The organism is Streptomyces malaysiensis subsp. samsunensis, from assembly GCF_024519315.1.
Taxonomy (GTDB): Bacteria; Actinomycetota; Actinomycetes; order Streptomycetales; family Streptomycetaceae; genus Streptomyces; species Streptomyces malaysiensis.
The window spans coordinates 24,822-39,109 of record NZ_JANIIC010000003.1; the positions used below are offsets into that span (position 1 = coordinate 24,822).

A 14,288-nucleotide genomic window follows, 5' to 3' on the forward strand; every position below is an offset into this window, starting at 1 on the left:
TCGAGGACGCCGGGTTGTGACGCCGTACCGCGGTACCGGACACCGTGATCTCACCGGCGGTGCTGGGGCGCGCGCCGAACAACGCCTCGAGGAGCTCGGTGCGTCCGGCACCGACCAGACCGGCGAGGCCGACGATCTCGCCGGCCCGGACCTGGAGGTCCACCGGCTCCGGACAGCCCGCCACGCGCAGACCGCTGACGTGCAGGGCCACTTCGTCGCCGGGGGCGGGCAACTCCGGGAACATGTCGTCGAGTTCACGACCGATCATCGCGTGGACGATCTCGTCGTCCGTGATGTCGGCGCGGGGGCGGTCCTCGACGAGCGCGCCGTCCCGCAGGACCACCACCCGGTCGGCGATCGCCCGGATCTCCTCCATCTTGTGGGTGGTGTAGAGCATGGCGACGCCGCGCTCACGGAGCTTGTCGACCACGCCGTACAACCGCTCCACCTCGTGTCCCGAGATGGCCGAGGTCGGCTCGTCCAGCAACACCACCGACGCGCCCCAGGATGTGCTCTTGGTGATCTCGACGATCTGGCGTCACCGCCGGCTGCCGAGGTGCCGCGACCCCGGTCGAGTCAGCCAACGGTGGCGGGGCGCTCTTCGGGGACGAGCCGGGGGACCAGGCGGACGTAGCCGACCATGCCGATCACCTCGACCAGGGTCTGGGTGACCACGACGACGGCGGCGACAGCCAGGTCGTCGGGCAGGGCGAGGGCGAGCGGCAGGACGACGAGGGAGTTGCGGGTGGCGCCGGTGAAGACGATCGCGCGGCCGGCCGGGGCGGCCAGGCGGAAGAGACGGGCCACGGCCTTGCCGATGAACGCCATGGCGACCAGGAAGACGGCGTAGAACGGGACGACCGCCGCGACATCCCCGAGGTTGCCGTCCAGCTTGGGCACCTGGGAGGCGACCACGACCAGCAAAGTGGCGGCCATCAGCGGCACCATCGTGGTGGTCGCCGCCTCGGAGACCCTCTGTCCGGCCGGGTGGCGCGCGGCCCACGTCTGTAGGGCCCACGCCAGGGCCAGCGGAATGACGATGAGGGTCAGGAACGCTTCGAGGAACGGCCCGGCCTCGACGATGTCGGCCAGTTCCGGGCCCATGAACAGATACAGGAACACCGGCAGCAGCGCCATCTGCGCCACGAGCAGCAGCGGGGTGGCGGCCAGCAGACGGCGGCTGGAACCCCCGGCCAGGCCGGAGAAGACGATCACGTAGTCCACGCACGGGCACAGCAGCACCAGCAGGACCCCGAGCCGTACGGCCTGGTCCGCGGGCAGGAACACGAACATCGCGGCGACCACGAGCGGTACCGCCACGAAGTTCACCGCGAGCGCGGCGGACAGGAACCGGCCGTCGCGCAGCGAGCGGACCAGCTCGCCCGCCGGGACCTGGAGGAAGGTGACGAACAGCAGCGCGCCGAGCACCGGGCTGATCGCGTGTTCCAGGCCCGGACCGGCCGCGGGGGCGGCCCAGCCGAGCAGGACTCCCGCGGCCATCGCCGCCAGGTAGATCGCGACCTGGTGGTGTTCCATCCGCTCGACCAGGCCCTGCGGTCCCCGCTGCGACACCCCAACTGCTCCTTCGTACCCGTCGAGGGCTGCCCTGCGACGGCCCCGTCCCATCCTCACAGACCGCCGGAACAGGATCCGTCCCGCCCTGGCGCACAGTGGCTCAGCGCCCGGTCTTCGCGACCTCGGACCGCTCCGGGCTCGGACCGACGGTGGGCATGCCCAGATCGGTGCGGGCCGGGGCCGTGCGGCAGACAGCCCTCCGGCGCCGTCGACGAACCATGAGCACGCCGAGGCCGGAGACCGCGACCAGCGCCGCGAGGCCGGGCATCCACAGCGCCCCGACCGCGGAGGCCAGGCCAACGCCGCCGAGGACGGCGAGGAGCGGGCCCGCACAGCACACCGCACAGGCGGCGACCGCGGCCGCGCCGACGCCGAGGAGACCCCGGTCACGAGACGGGCCAGGAGAGGAGGAGGCGGTCATGCGGTCACTCCGAACAGGTCGGCCAGCATCTCGGCGGCGCCCTCAGGCGCGCGGACATCGAGCTGGAGGGCGTCGGGGGCCAGGCGCAGGGTGAAGTCGAAGAACGCACAGCAGCTCTGTTCCGCCGCCGCGAGGGCCGCGACCTCGGCCGCGAGCCCGGCACCGGAGGAGAAGACCAGCCGCAGCCCGTCCGGGATCGGCTCGCGCCGCTCGGCCCTGCCGACCAGGGTGCGCCACCGCTCGGTGCGCTCGCCCAGCTCGGTGCCGCCCAGCGTGCAGGCCACCGGCGCCCGACGCCAGGCTTCGAGGCCCGGCTCGGGCGCGGGACGCGTCCGTGACAGCCGCACCGGAACCGGCCCGGGGGCCGCGGTGATGGTGCAGCCGCAGTCCGGTCCAAAGGTCAAGCCCCGGATCCTGCCCGCGCCGACCACCGGCCACCCGCCAGGTGACCCCGGGCAGACCAGGGTGAAGAACCCTGTCGTGCGGCGCGGCGCCATCGGCAGTCCCCCATGGGGCGCGTAGAGGTAGATCACTCCCCTTTCCCCGCCGCGCCCTCCAGGAGCCCGTCCCTTGAACACCGCCCGCTCCGTGGCCCGCCGCGCCGTCGTGGCAGCCGCCGCCGTGGTCACGGCACTCGTCCTGGCCGCCTGCGGCGCCGGCAGCAGCGCTGCCGGCGCACCGACGTCCACCCCCACCACATCCGCCCCGCGCTCCGCGCCCGCCGGACGGCACAACCGGGCCGACGTCACCTTCGCCCAGCGGATGATCCCGCATCACCGCCAGGCCATCGCCATGGCCGATCTGGCCGGGGAACGGGCCTCCTCCCCCAAGGTCAAAGCCTTCGCCCGGAAGGTCCGTAAGGAGCAGCAGCCGGAGATCCGGACCATGACCACCTGGCTGAAAGCCTGGGGCGAGCAGGTGCCCCGTGGCATGGAAGGCGTGGGCCATAACGCCTCGGCGATGCCCGGCATGATGAGCGACCACCAGATGAACCGGTTGAAGGGCGCCTCCGGCAGCGCCTTCGACACCATGTTCCTCACCATGATGATCAAGCACCATCAGGGCGCCATCGACATGGCCAAGTCCGAACAACGGCACGGCGCCTACGGCCCGGCCAAGAAGTTGGCCGCCACCATCGTCACCACCCAGACCGCCGAGATCGCCCAGATGCGCACCATGCCGGGCACCGGCTCGCCCACCGCGACGACACGGTGAATGTCCGCTGGGGGCGGCACCGCGTTGCCGCCCCCAGCGGAATGTGTGTCAGCCGACGCGCAGGGTGAGCGCGGCGGTGTGCAGCGTGCCGCCGGTCCGGAACTGGAGGAACAGCCGCCAGTTGCCGGACTTGGGCAGCATGGCCCGGAAGGCCAGGTCCGGTCCGCCCGTGTCGCCCTTCACCTCGGTCCGCGGGTGGAGATGGGCGAACGCCTGGTCGCCCTCGTGGAAGGCCGTCAGATGGGCGTAGGTCTCCAGGTAGGGCTGGAGGTCGGTGACCGGCTTGCCGCCTTTGCTGACGCCGACGGTCATCGGGTGGGTCGTACCGGCCGTGAGATCGCCCTTGACCGTGACCGTGTAGCCGTCTGCGTCGGCGCTGGTGGCCGCGGCGGGCAGCGGGGTCCGCCGCGCGTCGCCGGGGGCGGTGACGGTGCGGCTGAGGACGAGGTCCTCGCCCTTGCCGGGGCCGTTGTCCGGGATGAAGGAGGCGTACATACGCCACTTCCCCGGCTTCAGGGCCGCGAGGTCGGCGGTCCAGGTGCCGTCGTCGCCCATGGTGGGGTGCAGGTGCTGGAAGCCGGTCAGGTCCGAGCGGATGGCGTAGAAGTGCATCCGCTTCGTCTGGTCGACGGCGAAGCGGGTGACCGGCTTGCCGTCCGGGCCGGTGATCCGGAACCTGTACGCGGCCTTCTTGCCGGCCGGGAGCGCTGTGGTGGTGGAGGTCAGCTCGTAGCCGTCCTTGACGTCGGCCAGGCCGTCGCCCATGCCGCCGTGGTCCATACCCGGCATGGAACCGTGGTCACGGTCCGCACCGGCCGCGGAGGCCGAGGCGGAGGGCTTGGAGCCGTGGTCCATGCCGGACATGGACGGGCCGGAGTCCTTCGACGATCCGCAGGCCGCCGGCGTCGCCGCGAGGACGACGGCCGTACCCGCCGCGGCCAGGGCACGACGGCGTGAGGTGAAACGAGAAGCGAACGACATCACATGTCACTTTCAGGGGTGTGCGCACCGCACGGGCGGCGCACGGGTGATCAGGACACATGGCCCGAAGCCCGCACCATCCGGGCTCGGGCGAGGTCCTGTCACCTCCGCGCGACGCACACCCTCAGCAGCAGCTCCCGCCCACCGCCGGGCGGGCCGCGCCGACCGGCCTCCCCGGCCGCCCGACCTCGCCCGGTCGGCCACCCCACGGAGAACACCACGACGGCCATGGCCACCAGGGCCCACACCGGCAGCGGCAGCCGGTCACGCGTCGGGGTCGCCACACACTGGGCACCGCGCTCAGCGGAGACCTCTTGCGGCGCGGCATGCGGCGCCACGGAACCGGCGGCGGCCATCGCCGTGTCCCCATGGTGGCCGCCGGCGGTCTGCCCGGCGTGCTCCACGGGGGCGGACACGGGCATCGTGCCGTGACAGCCACTGGCCGCCGTGGCGGGAGCACCGTGCATGAGGAACAGGCCCAACAGCACCGCGCACACGGCCGACAACCGGGCGACAGCCCGCCCGCGCGCGTACACGGTGTCCATCACAGCCTCTCCCTCACCGGCCGCCCTCGGGCCACAGGGCCGGCAACCACCCCTCGACTATACCCCCTCCCCGTATACCTGGAAGCGAGGCCAGGCCCTTGTGGTCCAGCTGTTGATCTTCATTCGCCGGGGCTAGACTCACGTCGTGGTGGAAGGGGTTTGGTGAGCTGTGCGCGGACGGCTGTCTGACGCGGATGCGGACTCCGCGACGCGCGGTTCCGCGACCTTGCGCGATGTGGCCGCCCTCGCCGGTGTCTCGGCGAGCACGGTGTCGAGCGTGGTCCGCGGCCGCGGGAACGTCCGGGAGGAGACCCGGCGGCGGGTGCAGGGCGCGATCGACGAGCTCGGGTACCGCCCCAACCTGGCCGCGCGGCGCCTGCGTTCGGGACGCTCCCATGTGATGGGGCTCGTCCTGCCCAGTCTCACCGTCCCGTACTTCCGTGAATTCGCCGACGCCGTGCTGCGCGAGGCCCAGAAGCACGGGATGTCCGTGCGCATCACCCAGACACATGGCGATGTGCGGCGCGAGCGCGGTGTCTGCGACGACCCGTATCTGCGGCATGTGGACGGGATCCTGCTGGTCCCCGTCGCGCTCGGCCAGGAGGACATGCGGGCGTTGACGGTGACGAAGCCGCTGATCGTGGCCACGGCGTCGTTCACCGCGGGCCGCGTCGACTCCTTCGACACGGACCTGTTCGAGGCGGCGCGCACGGTCGTGGCCCATCTGGTCTCGGGCGGGCGGCGCCGTATCGCCGCCCTGGCCCCCGGCGAGGTGCTGCCCGCGGAGCGCGACGAGCGCTATCAGGGGTATGTCGCCGGGCTGCGCGATGCCGGGCTGCCGGTGAGCCGGCGGCGGGTGGTCAGTACGGAGACCGTCACGTTCGCGGCGGGCGCCCATGCGGCGCGGACACTCGTGGAGCGGGCGCCCGAGACGGACGCCGTGTTCGCGCTCGGCGACGCGCTCGCCCTGGGCGCGCTCCGCGGCCTGCGGGACGCGGGGCGTACCGTGCCGGAGGACATCGCCGTGGTCGGGTTCGGCAACGTCGCGCAGGCCGCGTACTGCGCCCCCACCCTCAGCACCGTCGACCCCGGGCGGGAGGAGATGGCGCACCGCGCCGTCGCGCTCCTGGCGGACCGCGCACAGGCCCGGGCGACCGGCGCGGTGCTCCCCGAACCGCGCCACCACACGGTCGGATTCCGCCTTGTCGAACGGGAGTCGAGCGCCGTTGCCCGTGAATGAGCCGGAGTCCCCCCGCGGCCGGCCGGCGGTGGTGCGCATGCGCGACGTGGCCGCCGCCGTCGGTGTGTCCGTCAAGACCGTGTCCAACGTCGTCAATGCCACCGGGCAGGTGAACGAGGCGACCGTCCGAGCCGTGCGCGCCGCGGTCGAGAAGCTCGGCTACCGTCCCAACCCCCTGGCCCGCGGCCTCAATTCGAGGACGACGGATACGGTGGCGCTCGCCCTGCCGGGCCTGGGGTACGGCTACTGCGCGCCCCTCGCCGCCGCGGTCTTCGATCTCGCGGAGGCCGAGGGCATCAGCGTCGTGATGGAGCCCACCGGGGGCGACCGCGAGCGGGAGCTGGAGGTGCTGCGCAACCGCGGGGGCCTCTCGGACGGTGTGCTGCTGATGCCGACCGCGCTCACCGCGCGGGACCTGAAGGATCCGCCCTCCCCCGGCCCCACGGTGCTGCTCGGATCGCGCCGGGTGGAGAGCCCCTTCGACAGCGTCGCGTCGCAGGACACCGTCGCGGCCGAGGCCGCCGTGCGGCTGCTCCTCGGCCGTGGCGCCTCGCGCGTCGTACTGCTGGGCGGTGAGCGGAAGGCGGGCGGCGACAGCGCGGCCGCCGTGCGCACCGACGGATACCGGCACGCGCTGACGGCGGCGGGGCGGAAGTTCGACCCGTCTCTCGTCGTGGAGACGCCGCGGTCCTTCCGGGACGACGGGTATGCGGCGATCGCTCGACTGCTGACTCCACTTCCGGGCGGGGAAACGCCGTTCGACGCGGTGCTCGCGCTCGAAGAGCCGCTCGCGCACGGGGCGTTGCACGCGCTGCGTGAGGCGGGCCGGGACGTACCGGGGCGGGTCCAGGTCGTCGCGTTCGGCAACGACGAGGACGCGGAGTACTCCTGGCCCAGTCTGACGACCGTTCAGGCGGATGTCCGCACAATGGCCCGGCGCGCCCTCGACCTGCTCACGGCGCGGGTACGGGAGGGCGCACGCCCGCGGAGCCATGTCGAGGTGCCGCTCACCATAATCGAACGCGAGTCAACATTTTCTTACGCCTAGTCATTGACGGAGAACGTCGCGCGGCCCTAACGTCCACGCAATGCAACGGTTACCGTAACCGTTGAAATCCTCAGTGGAGCCGCTGTATGCCAAGGCCGGACCCGCCGCCCCGGATCACCCCCGCCGCGCGTCGCACCGTGCTCGCCAGCTTCCTCGGCTCGACCTTCGAATGGTTCGACTTCGGGCTCTACGGAACCACCGCGGCACTCGTCTTCGGCCACGTCTTCTTCCCGACGCAGAGCAGCGCGATCGGCTCCCTGCTGGCCCTCACGACCACCGCCGTCGGGTTCTTCGCCCGGCCCATCGGCGGCCTGGTCTTCGGGCACTTCGGCGACCGGGTCGGCCGCAAGAAGCTCCTGATCCTCACGATGCTGCTCATGGGCATCCCGACGTTCGTGATCGGCTTGCTGCCCGGTTACGCCACGATCGGCGCGGCCGCCCCGGTCATCCTGCTGTTCCTGCGGGTGTTGCAGGGCATCGGCCTCGGCGGTGAGTACGCCGGCGCCGCGCTCGCCACGATCGAGTCGGTGCCGAAGGAGCGGCGCGGCTTCTTCGGTGCCATCCCGCAGCTCGGCAATCCGGTGGGCGGCATCTTCAGCAGCGGGCTGGTGCTGCTGTGCACCTGGCTCTCCCCTACGGCCCCGAGGACGTGGCCGACCAGATGCCCGGACTCATCTTCGACGGCCCGGACGGCGAGCCCCGCTGGGATGAGCTCAACGCGGCCACGCAGAGCGGGCGCCGCCGCAAGGTCCGCAGCGGGGACTGGACCCTGTACGCCGACATCGTCGGGGACTTCCGCCTGTACAACCTGCGTGAGGACCCGCTGGAACTGGTGGACCGCTGGTCGGACCCGGCGGCCGCCGACGAACGCGTCAGGCTGCTGTCCCTGCTGGCGGTGTGGCAGATGCGGGCCGAGGACCCGCTGCCCACGGTCCCCGGCGGCTACCGGCTCAAGCGGGACCCCCGCAACCATCTGGCCCCCTACCGGCATTCCGAGGGAAAGGGACAATCCGCATGAGACAGCGACGGCACCCGCGCGCCGGGAGAACCGGAACGAGCAGGTGGACGTGGTTGTTCTCGCCGTTGAACTCGATTGGCTCGCATGCGAAGTCGGCGCAGACGGCCCGCCTGATCTCCTCCATGCGCTCAGGTGAGTGTCCTTGAAGACCTTGTGCCGGTACTTCGTCGCAAAAATCACGTGCGCGTGAAGGGCGAAAGCGCAGTGCCGACCAGTACAGATGTTCTGATATCCAGCCATAACCAACCGTATTAGGGTGATCGGCATGCAGTTGAGGTACAGCTTCCGCCTGTACCCGAACGGTCCTCAGCGCGCGGCGCTGGCCAGGGCGTTCGGGTGTGCGCGGGTGGTCTACAACCATGCGCTCCGCGCCCGTGAGACCGCCCGCGCCGCAGGCGAGGCGTTCCCGAAAACCGGGGATCTGTCCAAGCTGCTGATCACCCAGGCCAAGCTCACCGATGAGCGCGCGTGGCTCGGCGAGGTGTCCGCTGTCGTGCTCCAGCAGTCCCTGCGGGACCTGGACGCCGCGTACCGGAACTTCTTCGACGGGCTGAAGGGCAAGCGCCCGCGCATGGGCGCGCCCCGGTTCAAGTCCCGCAAGGACAACCGGCAGGCCGTGCGTTTCACCGCGAACGCCCGATGGAAGATCACCGCCTGCGGGGACCTGTCCTTGCCGAAGATCGGGGACGTCCGGGTGAAGTGGTCCCGCAGCCTTCCCTCGGTCCCTTCCACGGTGACCGTGATCAAGGACGCGGCCGGAAGGTACTTCGCGAGCTTCGTTGTGGCCACCGAGCCCGTCACCTCGGCCGAGAGCGACAGGGTCGTCGGCATTGACCTGGGGCTGGGGCATTTCGCGGTCTTGTCCGACGGCACGAAGATCGACGCTCCTCGCTTCCTGCGCCGGGCCGAGAAGAAGCTGGCGCGCACAGCAGGCCCTCAGCCGCAAGGCGAAGGGCTCGAACAACCGGGACAAGGCCCGCATCAAGGTCGCCCGCGCTCACGCGCAGGTGGCAGACGCGCGACGTGAGTTCCACCACCAGCTCTCCACCCGGCTGATCCGCGATAACCAAGCGGTCGCGGTGGAGGACCTGGCGGTGAAGGGGCTCGCCCGTACACGCCTGGCCAAGTCCGTGCATGACGCCGGATGGTCCGCGTTCGTGGCGATGCTGGAGTACAAGGCCGTGAAGTTCGGCCGTGGCTTCCACCGTATCGGACGGTTCGAGCCGACCTCCCAGGTCTGCTCGCGGTGCGGTGTCAAGGACGGCCCCAAGCCTCTGCACATCCGAGTGTGGGAATGCGGGGCCTGCGGAGCCGTCCTCGACCGTGACATCAACGCGGCGGTCAACGTCGCCAAGGCCGCCGGACTGGCGGTGTCAGCCTGTCGAGCGCAGGTAAGACCGGTACTCGTACCGGCCCAGCGCGGTGAAGCAGGAACCCACCGAGACGGTCAGCCGACCGTGGTAGGAATCCCCGGCCTTTAGGCCGGGGAGCGGAAGTCAAAGCCCGCATCTGCTCCTGGACGGCGGTGGCCAACAGCGGTGTTCTGCCGTACGCCGACGCCTTCGCGAAGGGGAGGTCCGGCGGGTCGACTACGGGGGCTGCTGGGCGACGTCGGGCGGTGTCCTGTCCGAGACCTGCGGTGGCACCGGCGGGAACAAGTCGATCGCGGGCTCCACCGGGTGGACCGACTACCGCCTGGCGGGCGACGTACGCATCGACGGCGGGGCGCAGGCCGGATTCGTCGTGCGGGCGTCCGACCTGGGCAAGGGGACCGACGCGCTCGACGGATACTACGTCGGTGTGTCATCGCGCCGGATCGTCCTCGGCAAGCAGAACGGCGCTTGGCGAGAGCTGGCGCAGACGGCCATCCCCGGCGGCCTGGCCACCGGGACGTGGTACCACCTGACGGTGAAGGCCGTGGGCTGCTCCCTCACGGTGACCGGCAGGCCCTCGGGCTCCACCGCCACACCGGTCGGCTTCACATACAAGGATCCGGACTGTTCCTTCACCCGGGGCGCGGTCGGGGTACGTGACCAGGCCGGGACCGCGAGCTGGCGGCATGTGACCGTCACCAGGAGCGGCTGAGCGCCCGTGCGCCGAGGGACCGTCCTTCGCCCGGCGGTGCCTCGGCCCGGATCAGCCAAAGAGCTGTTGGCGCCCGCCGTTCGTGGACTCCCGGGCGTGCAGCCAATGCGGAGCCGTGTGCACCTCGAACGGCAGGGGCTCGGCCGAGCGGATGCGGGCCGCCAGGCACTTCACGGCCAGCGAGGCGATGGCGGTCTTGTCGGGGACCACGGATGTGAGGGACGGCGTGCTGTAGAGCGCCTCGTCCGAGCCGTCGATGCTCGCCACGGCGACATCGTCCGGGATGGTCAGCCCCGCCTCGAACAGGGCGCGCTGGGCCCCGACCGCCAGCAGATCGCTGAAGCAGAAGACCGCGTCGGGGCGTACGCGGGCCGGCAGGGCGGCCAGGGCGCGCATCGCCAGCAGGCCGTTGCGCCGGTCGAACTCCTTGATGGCGGGCGCGAGCCGGGGGTCGTAGGTCACCCCGGCCTCGTGCAGGGCGAGTTGGAAGCCCTCCAGGCGCTGACGGCTGGTCGCCGACGCCTGCTGGTCCACACCGATGGCGGCGATCCACGTACGGCCGAGGCCGGCCAGGTGCGCGGTGGCATCGCGGGCCGCCGCAACGTTGTCGATCAGGACGTGGTCGGCCCCCACCTGGTCGCGCTCGTAGCTGCGCTCCCCGAGCAGGACCAGCGGGAACTCGTTGGCCACGGCGGCGAGTTCATCGGGCGAGACGCCCAGGGGCGACAGGATCACACCGTCCAGCAGGGACGCGCCGACGCCGGTCGCCAGGCGCAGTTCCTCGGTCGCGTCGCCCATCGTCTCCTCGATCAGGACGGTCAGTCCCAGGTGCGCGGCCTCGGCCCGTACGTGCTGGGCGAGTTCGGCGAAGTACGGCGTGGCCAGATCCGGGACGGCGAGGCCGATCAGACCGCTGTGCCCGGTGCGCAGGCGGCGGGCCGACGGGTTGGGCCGGTAGCCGAGCTCGTGCACGGCCTCCAGTACGCGCTTCCGCGTGGCCTCGGATACGCGGGGAGCATTGCGTACAACGTTGGACACGGTCTTGACCGAAACCCCCGCCCGCTCCGCCACGTCCTTGAGTGTCACCGCGGCCACTGGCCAACCTCCTCACCTGTGTTTCTCCGCATTATGCATGGACTGCGGCGGACTGTCAGCGCCGGGGTGGCTCGGAATCCCGTTCCGGACGAGGGGTTGACCGTGGCGAGATATCGCGGTTACAACGTTGGAACCAATCGATAGCAAGCGGTTGCTACCGAGGGCGTCACGCGGGCAGCCGACTGCTGTCCGTCGGACGGGTCCGGGCTGCCCGCCCGTGCCCACGGCGCCGAAGCTCACCGCATATCTCATGAGAGGGTCCGCATGTCTTCGCACCGCTCCACCACCCCACTGCGCACAGCCGTGGTCGGCACCGGGGGCATCGCGCGCTCCAGCCACCTGCCGGCGCTGCGGACGCTCGCCGACGCGGGCGAGGTGGAGCTCGTCGGCGCCGTCGATGTCGACATGGACGCGGTGCGCGCGTTCGCGGCCGGTGCCGGGATCCCGCACGCCTCGACGGACCTCGACGCGACCCTGGCAGAACTGCGCCCCGATCTCGTGGTGTTGTGCACACCGCCCGCCGTGCACCGCGACCAGGCGGTGACCGCGCTCGAGGCTGGCGCCTGGGTGTGGTGCGAGAAGCCGCCGTGCCCCTCCCTCGCCGACTTCGACGCCATCGAGACCGCCGAGAAGCCCGGGGACGCGGGACCGTACGCCTCCATCGTCTTCCAGCACCGGTTCGGCTCCGGCGCGCGCCATGTGCGGCGGCTGCTGCGGGACGGGGCGTTCGGCCGCCCGCTCGTCGCCCACTGCCAGACCACCTGGTACCGGGACGCCGCCTACTACTCCGTTCCGTGGCGCGGGCGGTGGGCGACCGAGGGCGGCGGGCCCGCCATGGGGCACGGCATCCACCAGACGGATCTGCTCCTGGACCTGATGGGGCCCTGGAGCGAGGTGCGGGGGATGGCGGCGCGGCTCGTGCACGACGTGGAGACCGAGGACGTGTCGACGGCGCAGGTGCGGTTCGCGAGCGGCGCCGTGGCCACCGTGGTCAACAGCGTGCTGAGCCCCGACGAGGTGAGCCGGATCCGTATCGACTGCGAGCTCGCCACGATCGAACTGACCCACCTCTACGGCTACCGCAACGCGGACTGGCGCATCGCCCCGGCCCCCGGTGTCCCCGAGGAGACCGTGGCCGCCTGGCGCGACTTCGGCACGGACGAGCCCAGCTCGCACCTGGCCCAGCTCCGCGCCCTGGTGGCCGACATCAGGGCGGGCCGCCGCCACGCGACCAGCGGCGCGGGCGGCCGGCAGACGCTCGAGTTCATCACCGCCCTGTACAAGTCCGCGTTCACCGACGCCCCGGTCCGCGCGGGGGAGATCGGCCCCGGCGACCCCTACTACACCGAGCTGCACGGCGGCGCCCAGGGCTGGGCGCCGGACACCGCCCGCAAGGAAGAGGCCCACGTATGACGCTCGCACTGACCCACGCCCACGGCGACCGCATCACCGTGGCCCACGAGGCGACCGGCACCGAACTGTTCGCCTATGTGTACCGCCCCGAAGCCGCGTGGGAGGCCCCCAAGCCGTATCTCCACCCGGTCCGGACCCTCTCCGGCGGTCTCGTCACCGACTACCGGCCCAACGACCACCGCTGGCACAAGGGGCTCCAGCTGACGGCCTCCCATCTGTCGGGCCAGAACCTGTGGGGCGGGAACACCTATGTCCACGGCGAGGGGTATGTCGCGCTGCCGGAGCGGATCGGCTCGATGGCACACGTCGCCTTCGAGGAGGTCGCCGCCGCGGACGGCCGGGCCGTGATCGCCGAGCGGCTGACCTGGCATCCGTACGACGGTGAGCTGTGGGCCGAGGAGGAGCGCCGCATCGAGGTGAGCGATGTCGATCCGCGGGCCGGCAGCTGGTCGTTGACATGGACCTCGGCGGTCACCAACCGCCGTACCGAACCGCTGCGTTTCGGCAGCCCCACCACCCACGGCCGCCCGGCCGCCGGATACACCGGCCTGTTCTGGCGGGGCCCGCGCGCCTTCCGCGACGGCCACGTCTTCACCGCCGAGGCGGACGGCGGCGACCTCATGGGCAGCCAGGCGCCCTGGCTGGCGTACGTCGGTGAACACGACGGGCGCGACGGCCACGCCACGGTCGTCTTCGAGCACGCCCCGGCCAACGACCACGCGGGCGAGAAGGGGACGCACCCGGCGCACTGGTTCGTGCGCAGCGACCCGTTCGCCGCGGTCGCGCCGTCCTGGGCGTTCCACGAGGAGCTCGTCCTCGACCCCGGCGACACCCTCTCCCGTGGCTACCGCGTGACCATCGCCGACGGCGCCTGGGACCGCGAGCAGGTCACCGCCCACCTGGACCGGCACACATGGTGAGCGCGACCTACGACGGCTTCCCCGCGGCCGTCGGCGTGTCCCGGCTGCGGGTCTACGACTGGCCCACCGTCGACGGCAGGCCCGGCGGCGGCACCCCGCATCTGCACCTCACATGCGGTGAGGGGTACGTGGTGACGGCGGGCCGGGGCGCCGTGCAGACCCTGACCACCTCCGGCTACCAGGAGACTCCCCTGGAGCCGGGCACCGTGGCCTGGTTCACGCCCGGCACGATCCACCGCCTCGTCAACGAGGGCGGCCTGGAGATCACCGTCGTCATGCAGAACAGCGGCCTGCCCGAGGCGGGCGACGCCGTGCTCACGCTGCCGCCCGACCTGCTCACCGACGCCGAGACCTACGCGGACGCGATCCGGATCCCCTCCGATGTCCCCGAGGCCGAGCAGGCGGCGGTCGCCCGCGCCCGCCGCGATCTGGCGACGCGCCGGTTCCTGGAGCTGCGCGACGCCACCGAGAGCGGGGACCCGAAACCGCTGGCCGAGTTCCAGCGGGCCGCCGCCGATCTCGTACGCCCCCTGGTGGACGCCTGGGAGCGGCGCTGGCGCGACGGCGCGCGGGCCGCCACGTCGGCGACCGCGGCCCACCTCGCCGCCCTGCGCGACAAGGACGAGCGGCATCTGACCGAGGCCCGGGTCGGCGCGACCGGGCCCACCGCACGCGGACGCTTCGGCATGTGCGGCCGCCTGGACGTCTATCCGGGGATCTGAATCCCTCCGA

Annotated in this window: 15 protein-coding genes and 3 pseudogenes; 10 read left to right on the top strand and 8 right to left on the bottom strand. The window is 71.9% G+C overall.

Annotated elements, in window-relative coordinates:
* Nucleotides 1-79 precede the first annotated feature (79 nt).
* The 4 genes and pseudogenes from NQU54_RS49925 to NQU54_RS02945 all read right to left on the bottom strand — a co-directional run.
* Nucleotides 80-397: pseudogene (locus NQU54_RS49925) on the bottom strand (sugar ABC transporter ATP-binding protein); the annotation flags it as partial.
* Between the two features lie 179 nt (nt 398-576).
* Nucleotides 577-1,536: an arsenic resistance protein gene (locus NQU54_RS02935; RefSeq protein ID WP_257629842.1), complete on the bottom strand. Its 960-nt coding sequence runs from the start codon at nt 1,534-1,536 to the stop codon at nt 577-579.
* Nucleotides 1,537-1,675: 139 nt separating this feature from the next.
* Nucleotides 1,676-1,996: a mercuric ion transporter MerT gene (gene merT / locus NQU54_RS02940; protein ID WP_257629607.1), complete on the bottom strand. Its 321-nt coding sequence runs from the start codon at nt 1,994-1,996 to the stop codon at nt 1,676-1,678.
* Nucleotides 1,993-2,400: a hypothetical protein gene (locus tag NQU54_RS02945; protein ID WP_257629608.1), complete on the bottom strand. Its 408-nt coding sequence runs from the start codon at nt 2,398-2,400 to the stop codon at nt 1,993-1,995. Before NQU54_RS02945 ends, merT begins: the two co-directional genes overlap by 4 nt.
* 166 nt (nt 2,401-2,566) lie before the next feature.
* Between NQU54_RS02945 and NQU54_RS02950 the strand changes: the two genes are divergently transcribed.
* The gene (locus NQU54_RS02950) at nt 2,567-3,211 is read left to right on the top strand and encodes a DUF305 domain-containing protein (protein WP_257629609.1); all 645 of its coding nucleotides are present in this window, start codon (nt 2,567-2,569) and stop codon (nt 3,209-3,211) included.
* 48 nt (nt 3,212-3,259) lie between these two features.
* Here NQU54_RS02950 and NQU54_RS02955 read toward each other — a convergent pair whose 3' ends face one another.
* Both NQU54_RS02955 and NQU54_RS02960 read right to left on the bottom strand, forming a co-directional pair.
* Nucleotides 3,260-4,192 carry a DUF8832 domain-containing protein gene (locus NQU54_RS02955; protein WP_257629610.1) on the bottom strand — a complete coding sequence of 311 codons (933 nt, stop codon included), beginning with the start codon at nt 4,190-4,192 and terminating at the stop codon, nt 3,260-3,262.
* A 101-nt stretch (nt 4,193-4,293) separates the two neighbouring features.
* Nucleotides 4,294-4,737 (bottom strand): hypothetical protein, encoded by a 444-nt coding sequence (locus NQU54_RS02960; RefSeq protein ID WP_257629611.1) that lies wholly within the window; start codon nt 4,735-4,737, stop codon nt 4,294-4,296.
* A 169-nt stretch (nt 4,738-4,906) separates the two neighbouring features.
* Between NQU54_RS02960 and NQU54_RS02965 the strand changes: the two genes are divergently transcribed.
* The 4 genes and pseudogenes from NQU54_RS02965 (at nt 4,907) to NQU54_RS02980 (ending at nt 8,043) form a co-directional block, all read left to right on the top strand.
* On the top strand, nt 4,907-5,977 hold the full coding sequence (locus tag NQU54_RS02965; protein WP_257629612.1) for a LacI family DNA-binding transcriptional regulator: 1,071 nt from the start codon (nt 4,907-4,909) through the stop codon (nt 5,975-5,977).
* Between the two features lie 37 nt (nt 5,978-6,014).
* On the top strand, nt 6,015-7,025 hold the full coding sequence (locus NQU54_RS02970; RefSeq protein ID WP_257629613.1) for a LacI family DNA-binding transcriptional regulator: 1,011 nt from the start codon (nt 6,015-6,017) through the stop codon (nt 7,023-7,025).
* Nucleotides 7,026-7,111: 86 nt separating this feature from the next.
* A pseudogene (locus NQU54_RS49930) lies at nt 7,112-7,591 on the top strand (MFS transporter); the annotation flags it as partial.
* Between the two features lie 50 nt (nt 7,592-7,641).
* Nucleotides 7,642-8,043: an alkaline phosphatase family protein gene (locus NQU54_RS02980; protein WP_257629615.1), complete on the top strand. Its 402-nt coding sequence runs from the start codon at nt 7,642-7,644 to the stop codon at nt 8,041-8,043.
* Here NQU54_RS02980 and NQU54_RS49935 read toward each other — a convergent pair.
* Complete coding sequence (locus NQU54_RS49935; protein ID WP_306278316.1) at nt 7,976-8,404, bottom strand: transposase; 429 nt, start codon at nt 8,402-8,404, stop codon at nt 7,976-7,978. The genes NQU54_RS02980 and NQU54_RS49935 overlap by 68 nt on opposite strands.
* Between NQU54_RS49935 and NQU54_RS02990 the strand changes: the two are divergent.
* Together NQU54_RS02990 and NQU54_RS02995 are read left to right on the top strand one after the other, a co-directional pair.
* Nucleotides 8,309-9,524: pseudogene (locus NQU54_RS02990) on the top strand (RNA-guided endonuclease InsQ/TnpB family protein). The gene NQU54_RS49935 and the pseudogene NQU54_RS02990 overlap by 96 nt on opposite strands.
* A gap of 262 nt (nt 9,525-9,786) precedes the next feature.
* Complete coding sequence (locus tag NQU54_RS02995) at nt 9,787-10,128, top strand: hypothetical protein (protein WP_257629617.1); 342 nt, start codon at nt 9,787-9,789, stop codon at nt 10,126-10,128.
* 51 nt (nt 10,129-10,179) lie between these two features.
* Here the strand turns inward: NQU54_RS02995 and NQU54_RS03000 are convergent, their stop codons facing one another.
* Entirely contained in the window at nt 10,180-11,223 is a 1,044-nt protein-coding gene (locus NQU54_RS03000) for a LacI family DNA-binding transcriptional regulator (protein ID WP_257629618.1), read from the bottom strand.
* 264 nt (nt 11,224-11,487) lie between these two features.
* Between NQU54_RS03000 and NQU54_RS03005 the strand changes: the two genes are divergently transcribed.
* From NQU54_RS03005 to NQU54_RS03015, 3 genes are read left to right on the top strand one after another with little or no spacing between them, the layout of a single operon-like run.
* Nucleotides 11,488-12,636 (top strand): Gfo/Idh/MocA family protein, encoded by a 1,149-nt coding sequence (locus NQU54_RS03005; RefSeq protein ID WP_257629619.1) that lies wholly within the window; start codon nt 11,488-11,490, stop codon nt 12,634-12,636.
* Nucleotides 12,633-13,556, top strand: a complete 924-nt coding sequence (locus tag NQU54_RS03010; protein WP_257629620.1) for a DUF6807 domain-containing protein — start codon at nt 12,633-12,635, stop codon at nt 13,554-13,556. The genes NQU54_RS03005 and NQU54_RS03010 overlap by 4 nt, the downstream gene beginning before the upstream one ends.
* A complete protein-coding gene (locus tag NQU54_RS03015; RefSeq protein WP_257629621.1) occupies nt 13,550-14,278 on the top strand; it encodes a cupin domain-containing protein in 729 nt (242 codons plus the stop codon). The genes NQU54_RS03010 and NQU54_RS03015 overlap by 7 nt, the downstream gene beginning before the upstream one ends.
* The last annotated feature ends 10 nt before the right edge of the window (nt 14,279-14,288 follow it).

Excerpts from the sequence above, each read along its gene's own strand:
- NQU54_RS02935 (WP_257629842.1), bottom strand. The coding sequence starts at position 1,536 with ATGGAACACCACCAGGTCGCGATCTACCTGGCGGCGATGGCCGCGGGA.
- merT (WP_257629607.1), bottom strand. The coding sequence starts at position 1,996 with ATGACCGCCTCCTCCTCTCCTGGCCCGTCTCGTGACCGGGGTCTCCTC.
- NQU54_RS02955 (WP_257629610.1), bottom strand. The coding sequence starts at position 4,192 with ATGTCGTTCGCTTCTCGTTTCACCTCACGCCGTCGTGCCCTGGCCGCG.
- NQU54_RS02960 (WP_257629611.1), bottom strand. The coding sequence starts at position 4,737 with ATGGACACCGTGTACGCGCGCGGGCGGGCTGTCGCCCGGTTGTCGGCC.
- NQU54_RS02970 (WP_257629613.1), top strand. The coding sequence starts at position 6,015 with ATGCGCGACGTGGCCGCCGCCGTCGGTGTGTCCGTCAAGACCGTGTCC.
- NQU54_RS49935 (WP_306278316.1), bottom strand. The coding sequence starts at position 8,404 with ATGGTTGTAGACCACCCGCGCACACCCGAACGCCCTGGCCAGCGCCGC.
- NQU54_RS03005 (WP_257629619.1), top strand. The coding sequence starts at position 11,488 with ATGTCTTCGCACCGCTCCACCACCCCACTGCGCACAGCCGTGGTCGGC.
- NQU54_RS03010 (WP_257629620.1), top strand. The coding sequence starts at position 12,633 with ATGACGCTCGCACTGACCCACGCCCACGGCGACCGCATCACCGTGGCC.
- NQU54_RS03015 (WP_257629621.1), top strand. The coding sequence starts at position 13,550 with ATGGTGAGCGCGACCTACGACGGCTTCCCCGCGGCCGTCGGCGTGTCC.